Genomic DNA, 17,741 nt, shown 5'->3' with positions numbered 1-17,741 from the left:
TGTCTCCTTACGTGTGGTGGGAGGGATCAGTAGCCGAAGAGGAACGCGACGCCGATACCGACGAAGGCGAGAGCCTCGGTGAAGGCGATACCGATCCACATGGTGCCCTGGAGCTTGCCGGACAGCTCAGGCTGACGAGCGATGCCCTCGATCGTCTTGCCGACGACGATACCCACACCGATGGCCGGGCCGATGGCCGCGAGGCCGTAGCCGACGTTGGCGATCGAGCCGCTGATGTCAACGTTGATCTGGGCGAGAACAGAGATGGGATCCACTGGATCTTCCTTTCATTGTTGGAGAGCCGAAGCGCTCCGCTTAGTGTTCGTCCGCGACTGCAAGCTGGATGTAGACCGCGGTGAGGATGGTGAAGACGTACGCCTGGAGGAAGGCCACCAGGATCTCGAAGGCGGTGAAGGCGAACCCGAATGCGAGCGTGCCCGCACCGAGGACCGTCCAGAAACCGCCCAACGAGAAGATGAAGAACTGGGTCGCTGCGAAGAACAGCACCAGCATCAGGTGGCCGACCATCATGTTCATCAGCAGTCGGAGCGTGAGCGTGACAGGACGAACGATGAAGGTCGAGATGAACTCGAGCGGCGCGACGATGATGTACAGCGCCGGCGGGACGCCGGGAGGGAACAGCGAGTTGCGGATGAAGCCCCACGGGCTCTTGCGCACACCGGCGTAGATGAAGGTGACGTAGGAGATGACCGCCAGCATCAGAGGCACGGCGATGATGCTCGTTCCCGCGATGTTCAGGAACGGGATGACACCCGTGATGTTGAAGAACAGGACCATGAAGAAGATCGTGGTCAGCAGCGGCAGGAACCGGTCGCCGTCCTTCTTGCCGATCATGTCGTGCGCGATGTTCACACGGACGAGATCGAAGCCCATCTCGAGCAGTGCCTGCCCGCGACCGGGGATCAGCTTCAGGCGGCGGGTGCCCAACCACAGGATGAGCACGACGACCAGAGTCGCGAGGAACTGCACCAGGTGGATGCGGTGCACCGACAGCGGGCCGATGCTGAAGAGGATCTCCGGGAAGAACTCCGCGATGGACGGTGGGTGGAATTCATCCGTTGCGAATCGGACGAGGAGGCTCGCGGCGTGAGTCAACGTTGCTCCAGCTTCTGGGCATCGACCAGGATCGACGCGAAGATTCGGTGAGGGGTTCTAGCTGGACATCTGCATGTTGCGCGGCTCAGGGGCCGTTCCAGCGAATCCTCACTCAGACTATCAAGATTTTTTCAGGGTCACGAATCCGGATCGTCCTCCGGATTCCTCGACGGCAGGACGACGTCGGAGACGTGCGGGACGCGGAGTCGGCTGAACGCGATCGCATCGATGGCGAGGCTGACCACGATCCCCGCGACGAGGGAGAGGAATATCACCTCGGGGACGACCCAGCTCTGCCCGCGCAGGATGACGATCGCGACGATGAAGATGACGAGCTTGAGCAGCCATCCCCCCATGACGATGCCGAAGAACACCGTCGCGAACATCTCCTTGCCGTACCAGCGGTTGGCGATCAGCACGCTCACCGGGGTGAGCGCGAGGAACACGATCGCGAGGCCGACGCCGGCCAGACCGCTCCACAGTCCTTCCGCGCCGGCGACGAGGTAGCCGATGCCCCCGCCCAGCACGATCAGTGCCGCAGCGGCGATGCCGGTCCACACCAGCACGGTGCGGAGCACCGCGTTGATGGCGGGAGTGGCTGGTCTGTCTTGTGTGTCGCTCATCGGGTCTCCAGGGATGGGTGCGGCTCGGTGGGCTCGTCGGGAGCTGTCGGTGTCGCGACGGCTCTGTGGCGCGAGGGAAGGAGGGTCACGGTCAGGCAGGCGGCGGCGCCGATGACCCCGAAGATCACGCCGGGGAGGTACTGACCGGGCCAGTCCTCCCTGGATCCGAGGTACATGAGCAGCACGGCGAGCGAGATGATCGCGGTCCAGGCGTAGAAGATGATGACGGCATCGCGATCGCGGTGGCCGAGGTCGAGCATCCGGTGGTGCAGGTGTTTGCGATCCGGAGCGAAGGGCGAGCGTCCGGCGCGCATGCGTCGGAACACCGCGAGGCCGAAGTCCAACAACGGCAGCATCACGACCACGAGCGGCAGCAGGATCGGGATGAACGCACCGAGGAGCTGCGAGCGACCGAACTCCTGCGGGTCCATGGCTGCGGACGACATCTGTCCGGTGAGCGAGATCGCGGCTGTGGCCATCAGCAGGCCCATCACGAGCGCACCCGAGTCGCCCATGAAGAGCTTGGCGGGGCTCCAGTTCAACGGCAGGAACCCCAGACAGGCGCCGATGGCGACGGCGGCGAGGAAGGATGCCAGGTTGAAGTAGCTGCTGGCCCCGGTGTCCCTGGTGAGGATGTACGAGTACGCGAAGAACACCCCGTTGGCGATGAGGCACACGCCGGCGACGAGGCCGTCGAGGCCGTCGATGAAGTTCACCGCGTTCATGACGACGACGATCGCGAACATCGTCACGGCGATGCTCAACCAGCTCGAGAAGATGATCATGTCGCCCAGCGGCAGGGCGAGGATCTGCAGGCCGCCCACCACAGTGATGATGCCCGCGGCGAGGAACTGCGCGCCGAGCTTGATCATCCAGTCCAGATCCCACAGGTCGTCGATGACTCCGATGACGGCGATGAGGAGCGCTGCGCCCAGCACCGCCCACATCGTCTGCGGCGGGACCCACATGATGCTGAAGAACGGGTTGGCGGCTGAGACACCGATCGCCGCTGCGATGCCGAGGAACATCGCCACTCCCCCGAGCCGCGGCGTCGGGGTCGTGTGGACATCGCGTTCCCGGATGCCGGGGTAGAGCTTGAACCGCAGGCTCAGCTGCCAGACCGCCCACGACATGACGAACGTGATCGTCGCCGTGAGGATGATCGTGAAGACGTACTGCTTCACGCCGCCCCGTCCGCCGAGTCCTTCGGCCCTTCCTGCTCCTCGAGCAGATCGCCGAGGATGTCATGCAGCCGCTCCCACGAGATCGCGCCTTCGCGCAGCACTCGGACGCGCGGCTCCTGCGCGGCATCCGCGCCGCGGCGCACGAGCGACGTCGCGTCGATGATCGTCGAGGCGACACCCGTGCGGCTCGGGCCGCCGTCGAGATAGACCGCGACGCTGTCCCCCAGCATGTTCTGGGCGCCTTCCGCCGTGACGGCGGCGTCGCGTCCGGTGAGATTCGCGCTGGAGACGGCGAGCGGTCCTGTCTCCTCGAGAAGCTCGAGAGCGACGCGCTGATCCGGCATGCGCACGGCCACCGTGCCGAGGGTGTCGCCGAGGTCCCACGACAGGGACGGTTGAGCGGGCAGGACGATGGTGAGCCCGCCGGGCCAGAAGGCGTCGACGAGTCGCTGCACGGGTTCGGGGACCTCTTCCACCAGCGCCTGCAACGCCGACTGGCCGGCGACGAGGACAGGAGGCGGCTGATTGCGGCCCCTTCCCTTCGCCTCGAGGAGCCGCTGCACTGCCGCGGGCGTGAACGCGTCAGCGGCGACCCCGTAGACGGTGTCGGTGGGGAGGACGATGAGCTCGCCGCGTGCGATCGCCTGACGGGCGTGACGCATTCCGGCGAGCAGCTGAGCCTCGTCGCCGCAGTCGAAGAGAGTGGACATGTCCCCTACAGTCTACGGGCAACGAGCTCAGGGCTTCAGCGCGGTCGTCGCCCTGTCGCGGCGGGTGAGGTCCTGGTGGGTCGTCGCCGCACGCCAGCCGTCCGCGGTCAGCAGTGCGCGGATCGCCTCGCCCTGCAGCTCGCCGTGCTCGATGACGAGCAGACCGCCGGACCGCAGCAGCCGCAGCGCGCGGGAACTCAGCGTGCGGACGACGTCGAGGCCGTCCGGTCCGCCGTACAGCGCCATGGCGGGATCGTGCAGCCGCACCTCGGGGTCCCTGGGGACGGCGTCGTCCGGCACGTAGGGCGGATTCGAGATGACCACCGAGGCCGTGCCGTCGAGTTCCACGAGCGTGTCGGCCAGATCCCCGTGGACGAGCGTGAGGTTCTCGGCGGATGCCGTGTTCCGCTCCGCCCACGCGTAGGCGTCGGGCGAGAGCTCGACGGCGAAGACACGAGAGTGAGGCACTTCCGTGGCCATCGCCAGTGCGATGGCGCCGCTGCCGGTGCAGAGGTCGACGCCGACGGGCGTGGGGGACGCGTCGGTCAGCAGTGCGTCGATCGCGAACTGCGCGACCGTCTCGGTCTCGGGCCGGGGGACGAAGACGCCAGGGCCGACGGCGAGCTCGAGGTGCCGGAACGGGGCACGACCGGTCAGGTGTTGCAGCGGCTCGCGTGCGGCTCGACGGGCGATGAGTCCATCGAGTGCCTTCGCGTCCTGCGCACTCCATCCGTCTCCGCGGATGATCGCCGCCTGCACCTCTCCGCGCCGCAGTCCCCGCACATGACCGGCGAGCAGTTCCGCATCGACGAGCGGGTCGGGCACGCCGGCGGCGGCGAGGCGTTCTGCGCCCGCTCTGACGGCGGCGGCGATGGTGGGTTCGGGCATCCTTCGAGCGTACGTCGTCAGATGCGGGGGCGTCACAATGCGCCGGCGACGCATTCGCTCGCATAGGCTGGAAGGGCACCGTTCCGCGTACGAAAGGCCAGACATGTCCGGCATCCACGAAGACATCACCACTGCTTTCGGCAACACCCCCCTTGTGCGCCTGAATCGCGTCACCGAAGGGCTCGGGGCGACGGTGCTCGCCAAGCTCGAGTATTACAACCCGGCGTCGAGCGTGAAGGACCGCATCGGCATCGCGATGATCAACGCGGCCGAGGCGTCGGGCGAGCTCTCCCCCGGCGGGACGATCGTCGAGTCGACGAGCGGCAACACCGGCATCGCCCTGGCGATGGTGGGCGCGGCGCGCGGGTACAAGGTCATCCTCACGATGCCCGCTTCGATGTCGAAGGAGCGCAGGGTGCTGCTCAAGGCGTTCGGCGCGGAGATCGTCCTGACCGACCCGACCAAGGGCATGAGCGGTGCCATCGAGGAGACCAAGCGGATCGTCTCCGAGACGCCCGGGGCCGTCTGGATCCGGCAGTTCGAGAACGCCGCCAACCCGCAGATCCACCGCGAGACCACGGCGCAGGAGATCCTCCGCGACACCGACGGAGACGTCGACATCTTCATCGCCGGCGTCGGCACCGGCGGAACCGTGACGGGAACCGGCCAGGCACTGAAGGCCGCCAAGCCCGACGTAAAGGTGATCGCGGTCGAGCCCAAGGACTCCCCCGTTCTCACCGAGGGTCACCCCGGCCCGCACAAGATCCAGGGCATCGGCCCGAACTTCGTCCCCGGTGTCCTCGACCAGGACGTGCTCGACGAAGTCATCACCGCCGAGTTCGACGAATCGCTGCGTCTGGCACGCGAGCTCGCCGCGAAGGAGGGGCTGCTGGTCGGCATGTCCTCCGGTGCTGCGCTGTCTGCGGCCCTCAAGGTCGCGGCGCGCCCGGAGAACGCCGGGAAGACCATCGTCGTGGTGATGCCCGACACCGGTGAGCGTTACATCTCCACCGCGCTGTTCGAAGACCTCCGCGAGGGTTGAGCCGCCATCGGCGCGCTGATGACGACGGGCTCGGCATGATCGCTCGGATTCGCGAGGACATCACTGCCGCGCGCCGACGTGACCCTGCTGCGCGCAACGGTCTGGAGGTCGCGCTCCTCTACCCCGGCCTGCACGCGATCTGGGCGCACCGTGTCTCGCATGCCCTGTGGCGCCGCAACCTGCGGTTCCTCGCCAGGGCGAACTCGCAGCTCGCCCGCACCCTCACCGGCATCGAGATCCATCCCGGAGCGCGGATCGGCCGGCGGTTCTTCATCGATCACGGCAGCGGCGTCGTCATCGGCGAGACCGCCGAGATCGGCGACGATGTGCTGCTGTACCACGGGGTCACGCTGGGAGGTCGGACAAGCGACGCGACGGGCAAACGGCACCCGACGCTTGCCGACGGGGTCGTCGTCGGCGCCGGGGCGAAAATCATCGGCCCCATCACTGTCGGGCCGGACACTGTGGTCGGCGCCGGAGCCGTGGTGACGAAGGACGCCCCGGCCAACAGCGTCCTCACCGGCGTACCGGCGCATTCGCGCACGCGGCGGGAGCACGACGACTTCAGCGACCTGCGCCTCGCATCCGACTACTCGATCTGATCGGTCGGGCGCGGGCGCGAGCGCGAAGCGCGCGGTGTCAGGAGTCCTGACCGACGGCGGCCAGGCGCGCCTCCTCATCCGCGACGATCGCGGATTCGATGAGGGGGTCGAGGGCGCCGTCCATGACCTGGTCGAGGTTGTACGCCTTGAATCCCGTTCGGTGGTCGGCGATCCGGTTCTCCGGGAAGTTGTACGTGCGGATGCGCTCGGAGCGGTCCATCCCGCGGATCTGCGATCGACGGGCGTCGGATGCCGCGGCATCCAGCTCCTCCTGCTGCTTCGCCAGCAGTCGGGCGCGCAGCACGCGCATCCCCGCCTCACGGTTCTGCAGTTGCGACTTCTCGTTCTGCATCGACACGACGATCCCGGTGGGCACGTGCGTGATGCGCACTGCGGAGTCCGTCGTGTTGACCGACTGTCCGCCGGGGCCGGACGACCGGTAGACGTCGATCTTCAGGTCGTTCGGATCGATGTGCAGTTCTTCGGGCTCATCGACCTCGGGGAACACGAGGACGCCGGTGGTCGAGGTGTGGATGCGCCCCTGCGACTCGGTGGCGGGAACACGCTGGACGCGGTGGACGCCGCCCTCGTACTTCAGGTGGGCCCACACGCCCTGGGCCGGATCGGACGAGTTGCCCTTGATCGCGATCTGGACGTCCTTGTAGCCGCCGAGATCGGACTCGTTGCGCTCGAGGAGCTCGGTCTTCCATCCCTTGTGCGCGGCGTACTGCATGTACATGCGCAGCAGGTCCGCAGCGAACAGCGCGGATTCCGCGCCGCCCTCCCCCGCCTTGATCTCCATGATCACGTCGCGGGCGTCATCGGGATCGCGCGGGATCAACAGGCGCCGGAGCTTCTCCTGCGTCTGCGCGAGGTTCTCCTCCAACGAGGGGATCTCCTCGGCGAACGCCTCATCGTCCTTGGCGAGCTCGCGCGCCGCGTCGAGGTCGTCGGATGCCGCGACCCACGCATCGTGTGCGGCGACGATCCTGCTCAGCTCGGCGTAGCGCCGGTTCACCCGCTTCGCGCGGGCGGCGTCGGCGTGCACCGCCGGGTCGGAGAGTTCCTCCTGCACCCGGCGGTGTTCGTCGATGAGCGCCTGGACGGACTCGAACACGCTGGCTCCGGTCAGATCAGCGGATGCTGTTCTCGTGACCGTGGCTGTGGCCACCGCCGACGGGAGCAGGCATGGACTTCTGCATCTGCACGAGGAACTCGACGTTCGACTGCGTCTCCTTGAGCTTGCCGAGCACGACCTCGAGGGCCTGCTGCTGGTCGAGACCGGCGAGGGCGCGGCGCAGCTTCCACGTGATCTTCACCTCGTCGGAGGACAGCAGCATCTCCTCGCGACGCGTCGACGACGCATTGACGTCGACAGCCGGGAAGATGCGCTTGTCGGCGAGCGAGCGCGACAGACGCAGCTCGCTGTTGCCGGTGCCCTTGAACTCCTCGAAGATGACCTCGTCCATCTTGGATCCGGTCTCCACGAGTGCGGTGGCGAGGATCGTCAGCGAGCCGCCGTTCTCGATGTTGCGCGCTGCGCCGAAGAAGCGCTTGGGCGGGTAGAGCGCCGCAGCGTCGACGCCACCGGTGAGCACGCGGCCCGACGTCGGGGTCGCGATGTTGTACGCGCGGCCGAGGCGGGTGATCGAGTCGAGCAGGACGACGACGTCGCGACCGAGCTCGACCAGGCGCTTGGCGCGCTCGATGGCGAGTTCGGCGACGGTCGTGTGGTCCTCCGCCGGACGGTCGAAGGTCGAGGCGATGACCTCGCCCTTGACGGTGCGCTCCATGTCGGTGACCTCTTCGGGGCGCTCGTCGACGAGCACGACCATGAGGTGCACCTCAGGGTTGTTCTGCGCGATCGCGTTCGCGATCTGCTGCAGGACGATGGTCTTGCCGGCCTTGGGCGGAGCGACGATCAGTCCGCGCTGACCCTTGCCGATCGGGGCGACGAGGTCGATGATGCGCTGGGTGAGCTTCTCGGGAGCGGTCTCCAGACGCAGACGCTCCTGCGGGTACAGCGGGGTCAGCTTGCCGAACTCGACGCGGGTCGCGGCATCGTCGACGGACAGACCGTTGATCGAGTCGACCTTGACGAGTGCGTTGTACTTCTGACGCCCCTGCTGCTCGCCCTCGCGGGGCTGCTTGATGGCGCCGACGATCGCGTCACCCTTGCGCAGGTTGTACTTCTTCACCTGGCCGAGCGAGACGTACACGTCGCTGGCTCCGGCGAGGTATCCGGTCGTACGGACGAACGCGTAGTTGTCGAGGACGTCGAGGATTCCGGCGATCGGGATGAGGACGTCGTCCTCGCCGATCTCGGTGTCGAACTCGTCGGAGACTCCGCCACCGCGGCGCTTATTGCGCTGGCGGCCGCGGCCGTTGCCCGACTCGTCATCGGACGGTCCGGACTGCTGCGCGTCCTGACCGTTCTGGTCCTTGTTGCGGCCGCGGTTGCGGCTGCGGTTACGGCTGCGGCTGCGGCCGGACGACTCCTCGCCGTCCTCGGAGTTGTCCGAATCGGACGAGGAGCGCTCGTTCTGGCCCTTGTCGGAGCCGTTGCGCTCGTTCTGACCCTTGTCGTTCTGACCGTTGTCGGACGAGTCCTTGTCGGCCTTATCGGACTGGCCCTTGGACTTCTGTCCCTTGCCCTTGCCCTTGGCCGGCTTCTCGGCCTGCGCTGGGGCGTCGGCGTTGTCCGTCTTCGCATCACCCTGCGCAGAGTCGTTCTGTGCGGTCTCGGCGGGTGCGGTCTCGGCGGGTGCGGCGTCGGCTGCCGGTGCCGCACCTTCTGATGAGGTGTCGGCGGCCGCGTCGGTCTTCTTGGTGCGGCGGCCGCGACCCGAGGTCTTCGGCGCGGCCTCGGCCGGTGCTGCGGAGTCGGCCTGAGCGGCGTCGGACGCCGCGCTCTCCGTCGCCGCCGGGGCTGCTGCCTCGGCGGGTGCCGTCTCGGCGGGCGTCGCCTCGGCGTCCGCCTTCTTCGCGCGGCTGCGACGCGGCGCCTTGGCCTTCGGTGCCTCGTCCGCTGCGGCGGGCGCATCCGGAGTCGATGCCGGCGCGGCATCCGGGGCGGCCTCTGCGGCCTGCGCCGCCTTGGCTGCCGCCGTGGCGGTGGTCGCGCGGCGCGGAGCGCGCTTGCGCGGGGCCGCCGTCTCGGCGGCGGGGGCCTCCGCGGCGGAAGACTCCGTTGCGGGTGCGGCCTGATCGTTCTGGGTCTCGGAGAAATTCTCCACGAGTACTCCCTTATATGTCGTGGGAAATGAGCATGTCTCGCGCACAACGGGTGCTGCGCGCGATCGCACGGGCAGACGCTCGGCGCCCGCCGGCCAAGACGGTGAAATCAGTCCTGGGGGTTTGCGTGCGGATCTCGCAGAATTGCGATGGGGGCCAGATTCACGAAATTCCCGTGGAGCCCTCCGCTCGTTCCCTAACTGTACCACCACGTACGTCGACGGCCAGCATGAGCCCGTCCCACGGAGTGTCCGTCACGGAATCGGCGAGATCCTTGGCCAGCTGGCGTCCGCCCGGCCCGTCGGCGAGCACGAGCACGCTGGGCCCTGCCCCGGAGACGACGGCGGCGAACCCGGCCGCACGGAGCGTCTGGACGAGGGCGTGGGTCTCCGGCATCGCCTCGGCGCGATAATCCTGATGCAGACGGTCGGCCGTGGCGTCGAGCAGCAGCTCGGGGCTCTGCATGAGCGCCGCGATCAGCAGCGCGGTCCGCGAGACGTTGAAGACCGCGTCCTCGCGCGAGACCTGCGGCGGCTGCAGGGAACGCGCCAGCGTCGTGGACATCGTGCGCTCCGGTACGAGCACGAGCGGGGCGACACCGCGGTGGACGAGCAGCTTCTTGTGCTGAGGACCGTTCTCGCCGGTCCATGCGATGGTGAGTCCGCCGAACAGCGCGGGGGCGACGTTGTCCGGGTGCCCCTCGAGCTCCGTGGCCAGGCGCAGCAGGTCGGCGTCCGAGAACTCGACCTCCCCCGCCAGGAGACCCTTCGCGGCGAGGACACCGGCGGTGACGGCCGCACCGGAGGAGCCGAGTCCCCGGCCGTGCGGGACACCGTTGTTCGCGATGATGCGCAGGCCGGGCATCTCGCGACCGGCATCCGCATACACGTGCTCGATCGAGCGAACGACGAGGTTCGACTCGTCGCGGGCGATCTCGGATGCGCCGGAACCCGTGATCTCGATCTCGAGGCGGTCCTCCGCCAGAGCCGTGACCGTCAGCTCGTCATAGACACTGAGAGCGAGTCCGAGTGTGTCGAAGCCAGGGCCGAGGTTCGCGCTCGTCGCCGGTACCTGCACCTGGACGGTGCGGCCCTCGCCGCCCACGCCTTCGCCCATCACTCGCCTTCCACGCGGAGCACCGAGACGACGCGCTCGACGACGTCGCTGGCAGCGAGTCGCTCGACCGTGTCGCTGAGCGCCTGCTCTGCCGCGCGGTGCGTGCCGATGATGAGACGGGCGGTGGAGTCGCCCTCGACGGTCTGGACGACGGTCGCGACGGAGACGCCGCCGTCGGAGAGGATACCGGCGACCGCCGCCAGCACGCCGGGCTGGTCGTTCACCTCGAGGGTGATCTGGTAGCGCGTGATGACGTGGCCGATCGGGACGATGGGGAGGTTCGCCCTGGTGGACTCCCCCACTCCGACGCCGCCGGCGATGTGTCGGCGGGCCGCGGAGACGACATCGCCGAGAACGGCGGACGCCGTCTGGATGCCACCGGCGCCCGCGCCGTAGAACATGAGCGAACCCGCGGCCTCGGCCTCGACGAAGACGGCGTTGTTGGCCGCGTGCACCGAGGCGAGCGGGTGCGTCCGCGAGACCAGCGCGGGATAGACGCGGACGGAGATGGATTCCGCGCCGTCCACATCGAGCCGCTCGCAGACGGCGAGGAGTTTGATGACGAAACCGGCGGCGCGTGCCTCTTCGATCATGGCGGGAGTGATCTCGCTGATGCCCTCACGGTGCACGGCGTCGAGCGGAACCGCGGTGTGGAAGGCGAGGGATGCGAGCAGCGCCGCCTTCTGGGCGGCGTCGAAACCCTCGACATCCGCGGTGGGATCGGCTTCGGCATAACCGAGCCGCTGCGCGTCGGCGAGGACCTCTGCGAAGTCGGCCCCTTCGCTGTCCATCCGGTCGAGGATGTAGTTCGTCGTGCCGTTGACGATGCCCATGATGCGCTCGACGCGGTCGCCGGCGAGCGAGTCGCGCAGCGGACGGATGATCGGGATCGCTCCGGCAGCGGCCGCCTCGTAGTACACCGAGGCTCCGACCTGGTCGGCCGCCTCGAACAGCTCGGTGCCGTGCGTGGCCAGCAGCGCCTTGTTCGCGGTGACGACGTCCGCGCCGGAGTTCAGTGCGAGCAGCAGGTTCTCGCGGGCCGGCTCGATCCCACCCATGAGCTCGATGACGATGTCGCTGCCGACGATGAGGCTCTCCGCGTCGGTCGTGAACAGCTCACGCGGAAGGTCGACGTCCCTCGGCGCGTCCACATCGCGCACGGCGATGCCGGCGAGTTCGAGCGCTGCACCAGCGCGATCGGCGAGCTCGTCGGCGTGGCGCAGCAGCAGGCCGGCGACCTGCGAGCCCACGGCTCCGGCGCCAAGCAGCGCGACCCTCAGTCGCCGGTACTCATCGCTCGATTGAGGCTGGGTCATCGTGCTCCTTCATTCGTGCTGATCCCGGCGTCCCTTGCGAGGAGGTCATCGATGGTCTCGCCGCGCACGATGACGCGGGAGGTGCCACCGCTGACCGCGACGACTGCGGGACGGGGAACGTGGTTGTAGTTGCTGGAGAGGGAGGCGCAGTACGCGCCCGTCGCGGGGACGGCCAGCAGATCACCCGGCGCGACATCGCCCGGGAGGTATTCGTGATCGACGACGATGTCGCCGGACTCGCAGTGCCGCCCGACGACGCGCACGAGGGCCGGCTCGGCGGTGCTCGTGCGTGACGCGATGCGCGCGGAGTACTGCGCGCCGTACAGGGCAGGTCGCGCGTTGTCGCTCATGCCGCCGTCGACGCTCACGTACAGGCGTGTCGCTCCGGAGTCGAGGCGCACGGGCTTCGTGGTGCCGACCTCGTAGAGGGTGACGCCGGCGGTGCCGACGATCGCGCGCCCCGGCTCGAAGGCGAGTACGGGGACGGGGATGCCGCGGTCGGCGCAGCCGGTGGCGACCGCGTCCACGATCTCCGCGGCGAGCTGTGCGATCGGAGTCGGGTCGTCGACGCTGGTGTACGCGATGCCGAAGCCGCCGCCGAGGTTGAGCATTGGCACCTCGCCGCCGGCGCGGAGCCGCTCGTGCAGTTCGAGCACGCGAGCCGCCGACTCGCGGAAACCCGCCACACCGAAGATCTGCGAACCGATGTGGCAGTGCAGCCCGGCGAACTCCAATGCGGGCAGTTCGCGGATGCGTGCGACGACGGCTTCGGCATCCGCGGGGGGCATGCCGAACTTCTGATCCTCGTGCGCTGTGGCGAGGAAGTCGTGCGTCTCGGCGTGCACTCCACTGTTGACGCGGACGAGGACCCGCTGCACGGTCCCCGAGCGGGCGGCGGCCGCGGCGACCCGTTCGACTTCGATGGCGCTGTCGATGATGATGGTGCCGATGCCGACGGTCACTGCGCGCTCGATCTCGTCGATGAGCTTGTTGTTGCCGTGGAAGCCGATGCGCGCGGGGTCCACGCCCGCCGCGAGGGCGACTTCGAGCTCGCCGCGCGTGCACACGTCGACGTTCAGTCCCTCCGCGGTGACCCAGCGCGCCACCGCGGTGGAGAGGAACGCCTTGCCCGCGTAGTAGACGCGGGCGGTCGTGCCGTGCGCTGCAGCCGCGGAAGAGAAGGCATCGTGGAAGCCACGAGCGCGCGTGCGCACCTCCTCCTCATCGAGGACGAGGACCGGTGTCCCGTGCTCACGGACGATGTCGGCGGTCGTCATCCCGCCGAGGACGATGCCGCCGTCGTCGGCGCGAGAGGCGGACGCGGGCCACACGCGGTCGGGCAGCGCGTTCGCGTCCTCGGGCATGAGGAGCCAGTCCGGGGCGAGTGAATCTGCAGGGGAAAGCACACAGCACCAATCGTGGGAGGGGCGGTCTCGGCGAAGACGGGGCGCGCGAGGTTGCCCCGATTCTATGGCACCTGCCAGGCCGACCCCGCATCGCGCAAGCCCCTCGCGGGTGATGATCCCGATTCATTACGGTGAAGGCATGAAGTTGGTCAAGCGTGCGATCGCCTGGGTGCTCGGTCTGAAGATCGTGCGGTCCTATCTCCTCTACGCCGAGCGACGCGGCGCGATGCTCGCGGACAGCATCACCTACCGCGCACTCTTCAGTGTCTTCGCCGGGCTGCTGCTGGGGTTCTCGATCGGCGCGATCTGGCTGTCGGGGAACCCGGAGGCGTGGAAGGCCATCCTCGATGCCATCGACTCCGCCGTACCGGGGCTCGTCGGTCCTGGCGGCGTGGTGTCGGACCCGACCGCGATCGAAGCGCCCATCGGGCTCTCGATCGCGGGGATCATCTCGCTCGTCGCACTCATCGGCGCAGCTCTCGGCGCGATCGGTTCGCTGCGGACAGCGGTCAGGACGATCGCGGGGACCGTTCTCGACGACATGCTCTTCGTCTGGGTCATCCTCCGCAACCTCGCCCTCGCGATCGGCATCGCCGCAGCTTTCATCGCCGCCGCGGCCGTCACGTTCCTCGCTCGGATCGGGATCGGGTTCTTCGCCGGGCTGCTCGGCCTTCCCGAGGATTCCACCGGCGTCGCATGGGGCATCGGGATCGTGTCCCTCCTCGTCGTCTTCGCGCTGGACGTGCTGCTGATCTTCGCGATCCACCGACTCCTCTCCGGCGAACGCGCCCCCGCGCGTGCGGTGTGGACAGGTGCGCTCCTCGGCGGCGTCGGTCTCCTCGTGCTGCAGGAGCTGTCGAGCCTGTTCGTCGGCGGCGCGACCTCGAACCCGCTGCTCGCGTCGTTCGCGTCACTGCTGGCGCTGCTGATCTGGATGAACCTCTCGACGCAGGTCATCCTCATCGCGTGCGCCTACATCACCACCGGCGCCGAAGAGGCGCACGATCGTGTCTCGGCGAAGGAGGGGGCGAAGACCTTCGCGCAGCGCCGCGTGCAGCGGGCGCAGCAGGATGTCGCGATCGCCACCCGCGCGCTGCGCGCTGCCGAGGAGGCGGAAGCGGCCGAAAGGGCGTCCTAGGGGCAGGCGCCGTTCTGCTGCAGGGCTTCGTCGGTCGCGATCGCGCCGTTCACATCGACGTCGATGACCGCGTCCGTGCCGTCGATGCTCAGATCGGCGACAGTGAGTCCGGCCGGAAGCTGGTCGGCGATGCAGATGCGCTGCGGCTGCGTGATCTGTGACCCGAGGGCACCGAATCGTTCGGCGATCCCGGCGGCGTCGAGCGTGACGCCGGCGAGCGTGAGCTCGACCGGAGTGAGCAGCACGTCTCCGGCATCCGCGCCAGGGGTCACCGTCAGGGCGACCGGCACCGGCATGCCGAAGACGTCGAAGCTTCCTGATGCGGTCACGTTCGGCTCGTCGAAGGCGATCTCATTGATCGGGAGGTCCGAGGCGCTCAGCAGCGTCGTGAACTGCGCCTGATCGATGCGCACGGTGCCGTGGGCGTCGGTGAGGTCGCCCCCGCGCAGCGGCACGCCGACGGCGGTGACATCGGCCGCCCCCGTGATCCCGCCGAATGTGATCGCATCGGTGGTCAAGTGCAGCTCATCGAGCCGGCCGCCGATCAACTGCGGCAGAAGGATGCCGGATGCCTCCACCTCCAGCTGCTGGTCCTGCGGAAGATCGAGCTGCTCGATGACGAGACCTCGGACGACACCGGGCAGGACCGCCCTGGCGACGAGCTCGGCCGCGACCACGAGCACCGCGATGAGCACGACGATGACGGCGACCACCCACGGCCACCGACGGCGACGGCGTGCCCGTCCCTGCTCTTGACCGCCCGGGATCACGAGCGTCGGATGCTCCGTCGACGCCTCGGGGTACGGCAGGGTCGGGTGGTCGTCGCTCATTGCTACATCCGCTCTGGGGCCGAGACGCCGAGGAGGTCGAGGCCGTTGCGGAGCACCTGACCTGTCGCGTCGTTTAGCCACAGGCGTGTGCGGTGCACGCTCTCGATCGGGGCGTCGCCCAGCGGCGTGATGCGGCAGTTGTCGTACCAGCGGTGATACAGGCCGGCGAGCTCTTCGAGGTAGCGGGCGACTCGGTGCGGCTCACGGACCTCTGCGGCGAAGGCGACGATGCGCGGGAATTCCTGCAGGGCACCGAGCAACGCCGATTCCGTCTCGTGGGTGAGGGTCTCCGGCGCGAACTCGGACCGGTCGACACCCGAGTCGACGGCGTTGCGCGCCACGTTGTGCGTGCGGGCGTGGGCGTACTGGACGTAGAAGACGGGGTTGTCGTTCGTGCGCTTCTGGAGCAGCTCAGGGTCGAGATCCAGCGGCGAATCGGCGGGCGAGCGCTCCAGGGAATACCGCAGCGCGTCGGTGCCGAGCCACTCGAGCAGGTCGTCCATCTCGATGATGTTTCCTGCGCGCTTGCTCAGCCGGGCGCCGTTGATCGAGACCATCTGGCCGATGAGCACCTGGATGTTCTTCTCCGGGTCCTCGCCGGCGGCGCCGGCCACGGCCTTGAGGCGGTGCACGTAGCCGTGATGGTCGGCGCCGAGCAGATAGATCTTGTTCTGGAAGCCGCGGTCGCCCTTGTTCAGGTAGTACGCGGCGTCAGCGGCGAAGTACGTGTACTCGCCGTTGGAGCGGCGGATGACGCGGTCCTTGTCGTCACCGAAGTCGGTCGTGCGCACCCAGACGGCGCCGGCCTCGTCGAACACGTGGCCCTGCTCGCGCAGCCGATCGACGGCCTGATCGATCAGACTCGTTCCGTCTTCGCCCTTCGCATGCAGGGTGCGCTCGGAGAACCACTCGTCGAACGGCACGTTGAACCGCTCGAGCGAGCTCTTGATCTCGGCGAGCTGGTAGCCGTACGCGAGGTCCTCCGCGATCCGCAGCTGCTCGTCCTCCGGCAGGTCGAGGAGGTCGGGGCGGGCCTCGACGACACGGGCGGCCAGCGCGGCGATGTACTCACCGGGGTACCCGCCTTCGGGTGTCGGCTCGCCCTTGGCCGAGGCGACGACGGAGCTCGCGAACCGCTGCATCTGCGCACCTGCGTCGTTGATGTAGTACTCGCGGACGGCGTTCGCGCCGCTGGCGAGGAGGAGCCGGACGATCGAGTCACCCAGCGCCGCCCAGCGTGTGTGCGCGATGTGGAGCGGGCCGGTCGGGTTCGCCGAGACGAACTCGACGTTGACGCTCACGCCGTGCTGGGAGTCGTTGGTGCCGTACGCGGAGCCCGCCTCGACGATCGTCTTGGCGAGCACGCCGGCGGCGGCGGCATCCAGGCGGAAGTTGATGAACCCGGGGCCGGCGACCTCGGCGCTGGCCACGCCATCCACCGTCGACATCTCATCGGCGATGCGCTGCGCGAGTTCGCGCGGATTCGTGCCGAGCCGCTTCGCCAGCCGCATGGCGACGTTCGACGCCCAGTCGCCGTGATCCCGGTTGCGCGGACGCTCCAGCGGGATGTCCGACGCGGCGAGTCCGAGCGTCTCCTCGGGTCGCAGGGATGCCGCGATCGGCGTGACGACGGCGAGGATGGCTTCGGCGAGAGTGTCGGGGTTCATAACCCATCAAGTCTAGGCGAGTTGGTGTCGGCCGACGGATCGCTTACCCTCATCCCATGACCTCGGGGAGGACGCGCAGACGCGCGCGTGTGACAGCGCTCATCACCGTGCTCGTCCTTGCCGTGTCAGGCGCCGTGCTCGGCGTGTGGCGCCCCTGGGTGCCCGCGCCTGTCGAAGCCGCCCCGCTCGCCGCGGAGGAGACGGTGACCGTCGCCCCGACGGCGCTCGTGCTGCCCGAGCATCCTCGCGTGCTCGTCTTCGGCGATTCGTGGACGTACGGGGCCGCGGCGAACGTGCCCTCGCTCGGCTACGCGTACGTGCTGGCGGAGCTCCTCGACGGTGAGACGATCGTCGACGGCGTCCGTGGCAGCGGCTATCTGAAGCCCGGCATCGACGGCCCGGACTTCGGCACGCGGATCGCCGCTCTCGACCCGGCTGTCTCCCCTGACCTCATCATCATCCAGGGATCGATCAACGATCGCGAGCAGGGCGCGGACGGCTACCGCGATGCGGTCAACGCCGCCTGGGACGCGCTGGCGGCGACGTACCCCGACGCGGCGATCGTCGTGCTCGGCCCCGCTCCGCACGCCCTTCCCGTCGCGGCGGGCACCTCGCGCATCGACAAGGACCTCGCCGCACTCGCGGCCGCCCGCGGGTGGTGGTACATCTCGCCGCTGCAGGACGAATGGATCACCGAGGAGAACTACCTCGACGTCATCGATGTCGAGGTCGGCCGGCGTCACCCGTCCACCGACGGGCACCGGTATCTCGCCGAGAAGGTCGCCTCGGCGCTCGCCGACATCGCCGCCGCACCGGTGACGGAGGCCGGTGGTGCAGAGACCACCCCGAGTGAGTGATATCGTCGTTCG

Annotated in this window: 17 protein-coding genes; 4 read left to right on the top strand and 13 right to left on the bottom strand. The window is 68.5% G+C overall.

Annotated elements, in window-relative coordinates; all coding sequences use genetic code 11:
- Positions 1-26: 26 nt before the first annotated feature.
- The 6 genes from atpE to prmC all read right to left on the bottom strand — a co-directional run bounded on the left by atpE (position 27) and on the right by prmC (position 4,521).
- Complete coding sequence (gene atpE, locus HD600_RS11770; RefSeq protein ID WP_144795490.1) at positions 27-275, bottom strand: F0F1 ATP synthase subunit C; 249 nt, start codon at positions 273-275, stop codon at positions 27-29.
- 40 nt (positions 276-315) lie between these two features.
- Entirely contained in the window at positions 316-1,116 is an 801-nt protein-coding gene (gene atpB / locus HD600_RS11765; RefSeq protein ID WP_144795491.1) for a F0F1 ATP synthase subunit A, read from the bottom strand.
- A gap of 137 nt (positions 1,117-1,253) precedes the next feature.
- Positions 1,254-1,739 carry a Cg1360 family ATP-synthase-associated protein gene (locus tag HD600_RS11760; protein WP_184283827.1) on the bottom strand — a complete coding sequence of 162 codons (486 nt, stop codon included), beginning with the start codon at positions 1,737-1,739 and terminating at the stop codon, positions 1,254-1,256.
- On the bottom strand, positions 1,736-2,923 hold the full coding sequence (locus HD600_RS11755; protein ID WP_184283825.1) for an MraY family glycosyltransferase: 1,188 nt from the start codon (positions 2,921-2,923) through the stop codon (positions 1,736-1,738). The genes HD600_RS11760 and HD600_RS11755 overlap by 4 nt, the downstream gene beginning before the upstream one ends.
- Complete coding sequence (locus tag HD600_RS11750) at positions 2,920-3,633, bottom strand: L-threonylcarbamoyladenylate synthase (RefSeq protein ID WP_184283823.1); 714 nt, start codon at positions 3,631-3,633, stop codon at positions 2,920-2,922. The genes HD600_RS11755 and HD600_RS11750 overlap by 4 nt, the downstream gene beginning before the upstream one ends.
- 27 nt (positions 3,634-3,660) lie before the next feature.
- Entirely contained in the window at positions 3,661-4,521 is an 861-nt protein-coding gene (gene prmC, locus HD600_RS11745) for a peptide chain release factor N(5)-glutamine methyltransferase (RefSeq protein WP_184283821.1), read from the bottom strand.
- 103 nt (positions 4,522-4,624) lie between these two features.
- On the opposite strand from prmC, the gene cysK reads away from it, so the two are divergent.
- Entirely contained in the window at positions 4,625-5,563 is a 939-nt protein-coding gene (gene cysK / locus HD600_RS11740) for a cysteine synthase A (RefSeq protein ID WP_144795496.1), read from the top strand.
- A gap of 35 nt (positions 5,564-5,598) precedes the next feature.
- Entirely contained in the window at positions 5,599-6,165 is a 567-nt protein-coding gene (epsC, locus tag HD600_RS11735) for a serine O-acetyltransferase EpsC (protein WP_184283819.1), read from the top strand.
- Between the two features lie 37 nt (positions 6,166-6,202).
- Here the strand turns inward: epsC and prfA are convergent, their stop codons facing one another.
- The 5 genes from prfA to lysA all read right to left on the bottom strand — a co-directional run bounded on the left by prfA (position 6,203) and on the right by lysA (position 13,195).
- Positions 6,203-7,282: a peptide chain release factor 1 gene (gene prfA, locus HD600_RS11730; RefSeq protein WP_184284842.1), complete on the bottom strand. Its 1,080-nt coding sequence runs from the start codon at positions 7,280-7,282 to the stop codon at positions 6,203-6,205.
- 16 nt (positions 7,283-7,298) lie between these two features.
- Positions 7,299-9,401: a transcription termination factor Rho gene (rho, locus tag HD600_RS11725; protein WP_184283817.1), complete on the bottom strand. Its 2,103-nt coding sequence runs from the start codon at positions 9,399-9,401 to the stop codon at positions 7,299-7,301.
- A gap of 160 nt (positions 9,402-9,561) precedes the next feature.
- Entirely contained in the window at positions 9,562-10,515 is a 954-nt protein-coding gene (gene thrB, locus HD600_RS11720) for a homoserine kinase (protein ID WP_144795499.1), read from the bottom strand.
- The gene (locus HD600_RS11715; protein ID WP_144795500.1) at positions 10,515-11,831 is read right to left on the bottom strand and encodes a homoserine dehydrogenase; all 1,317 of its coding nucleotides are present in this window, start codon (positions 11,829-11,831) and stop codon (positions 10,515-10,517) included. The genes thrB and HD600_RS11715 overlap by 1 nt, the downstream gene beginning before the upstream one ends.
- Entirely contained in the window at positions 11,828-13,195 is a 1,368-nt protein-coding gene (gene lysA, locus HD600_RS11710) for a diaminopimelate decarboxylase (RefSeq protein ID WP_184283815.1), read from the bottom strand. Before lysA ends, HD600_RS11715 begins: the two co-directional genes overlap by 4 nt.
- Positions 13,196-13,376: 181 nt before the next feature.
- Here lysA and HD600_RS11705 point away from each other — a divergent pair, with 181 nt between their 5' ends.
- Positions 13,377-14,375 (top strand): YihY/virulence factor BrkB family protein, encoded by a 999-nt coding sequence (locus HD600_RS11705; RefSeq protein WP_241731670.1) that lies wholly within the window; start codon positions 13,377-13,379, stop codon positions 14,373-14,375.
- On the opposite strand, the gene HD600_RS11700 is transcribed toward HD600_RS11705, so the two are convergent.
- Together HD600_RS11700 and argS are read right to left on the bottom strand one after the other, a co-directional pair.
- Positions 14,372-15,205 (bottom strand): LmeA family phospholipid-binding protein, encoded by an 834-nt coding sequence (locus HD600_RS11700; RefSeq protein WP_184283813.1) that lies wholly within the window; start codon positions 15,203-15,205, stop codon positions 14,372-14,374. The genes HD600_RS11705 and HD600_RS11700 overlap by 4 nt on opposite strands.
- A gap of 2 nt (positions 15,206-15,207) precedes the next feature.
- Entirely contained in the window at positions 15,208-16,872 is a 1,665-nt protein-coding gene (gene argS / locus HD600_RS11695) for an arginine--tRNA ligase (RefSeq protein ID WP_184283811.1), read from the bottom strand.
- Between the two features lie 56 nt (positions 16,873-16,928).
- Between argS and HD600_RS11690 the strand changes: the two genes are divergently transcribed.
- Positions 16,929-17,729, top strand: a complete 801-nt coding sequence (locus HD600_RS11690; protein ID WP_241731669.1) for an SGNH/GDSL hydrolase family protein — start codon at positions 16,929-16,931, stop codon at positions 17,727-17,729.
- Positions 17,730-17,741: the final 12 nt, after the last annotated feature.

The sequence above is a fragment of the Microbacterium ginsengiterrae genome (assembly GCF_014205075.1).
Lineage (GTDB): Bacteria > Actinomycetota > Actinomycetes > Actinomycetales > Microbacteriaceae > Microbacterium > Microbacterium ginsengiterrae.
The sequence above is the reverse complement of the archived record's forward strand: the minus strand, read 5'-3'. Positions and strand labels throughout refer to the sequence as shown.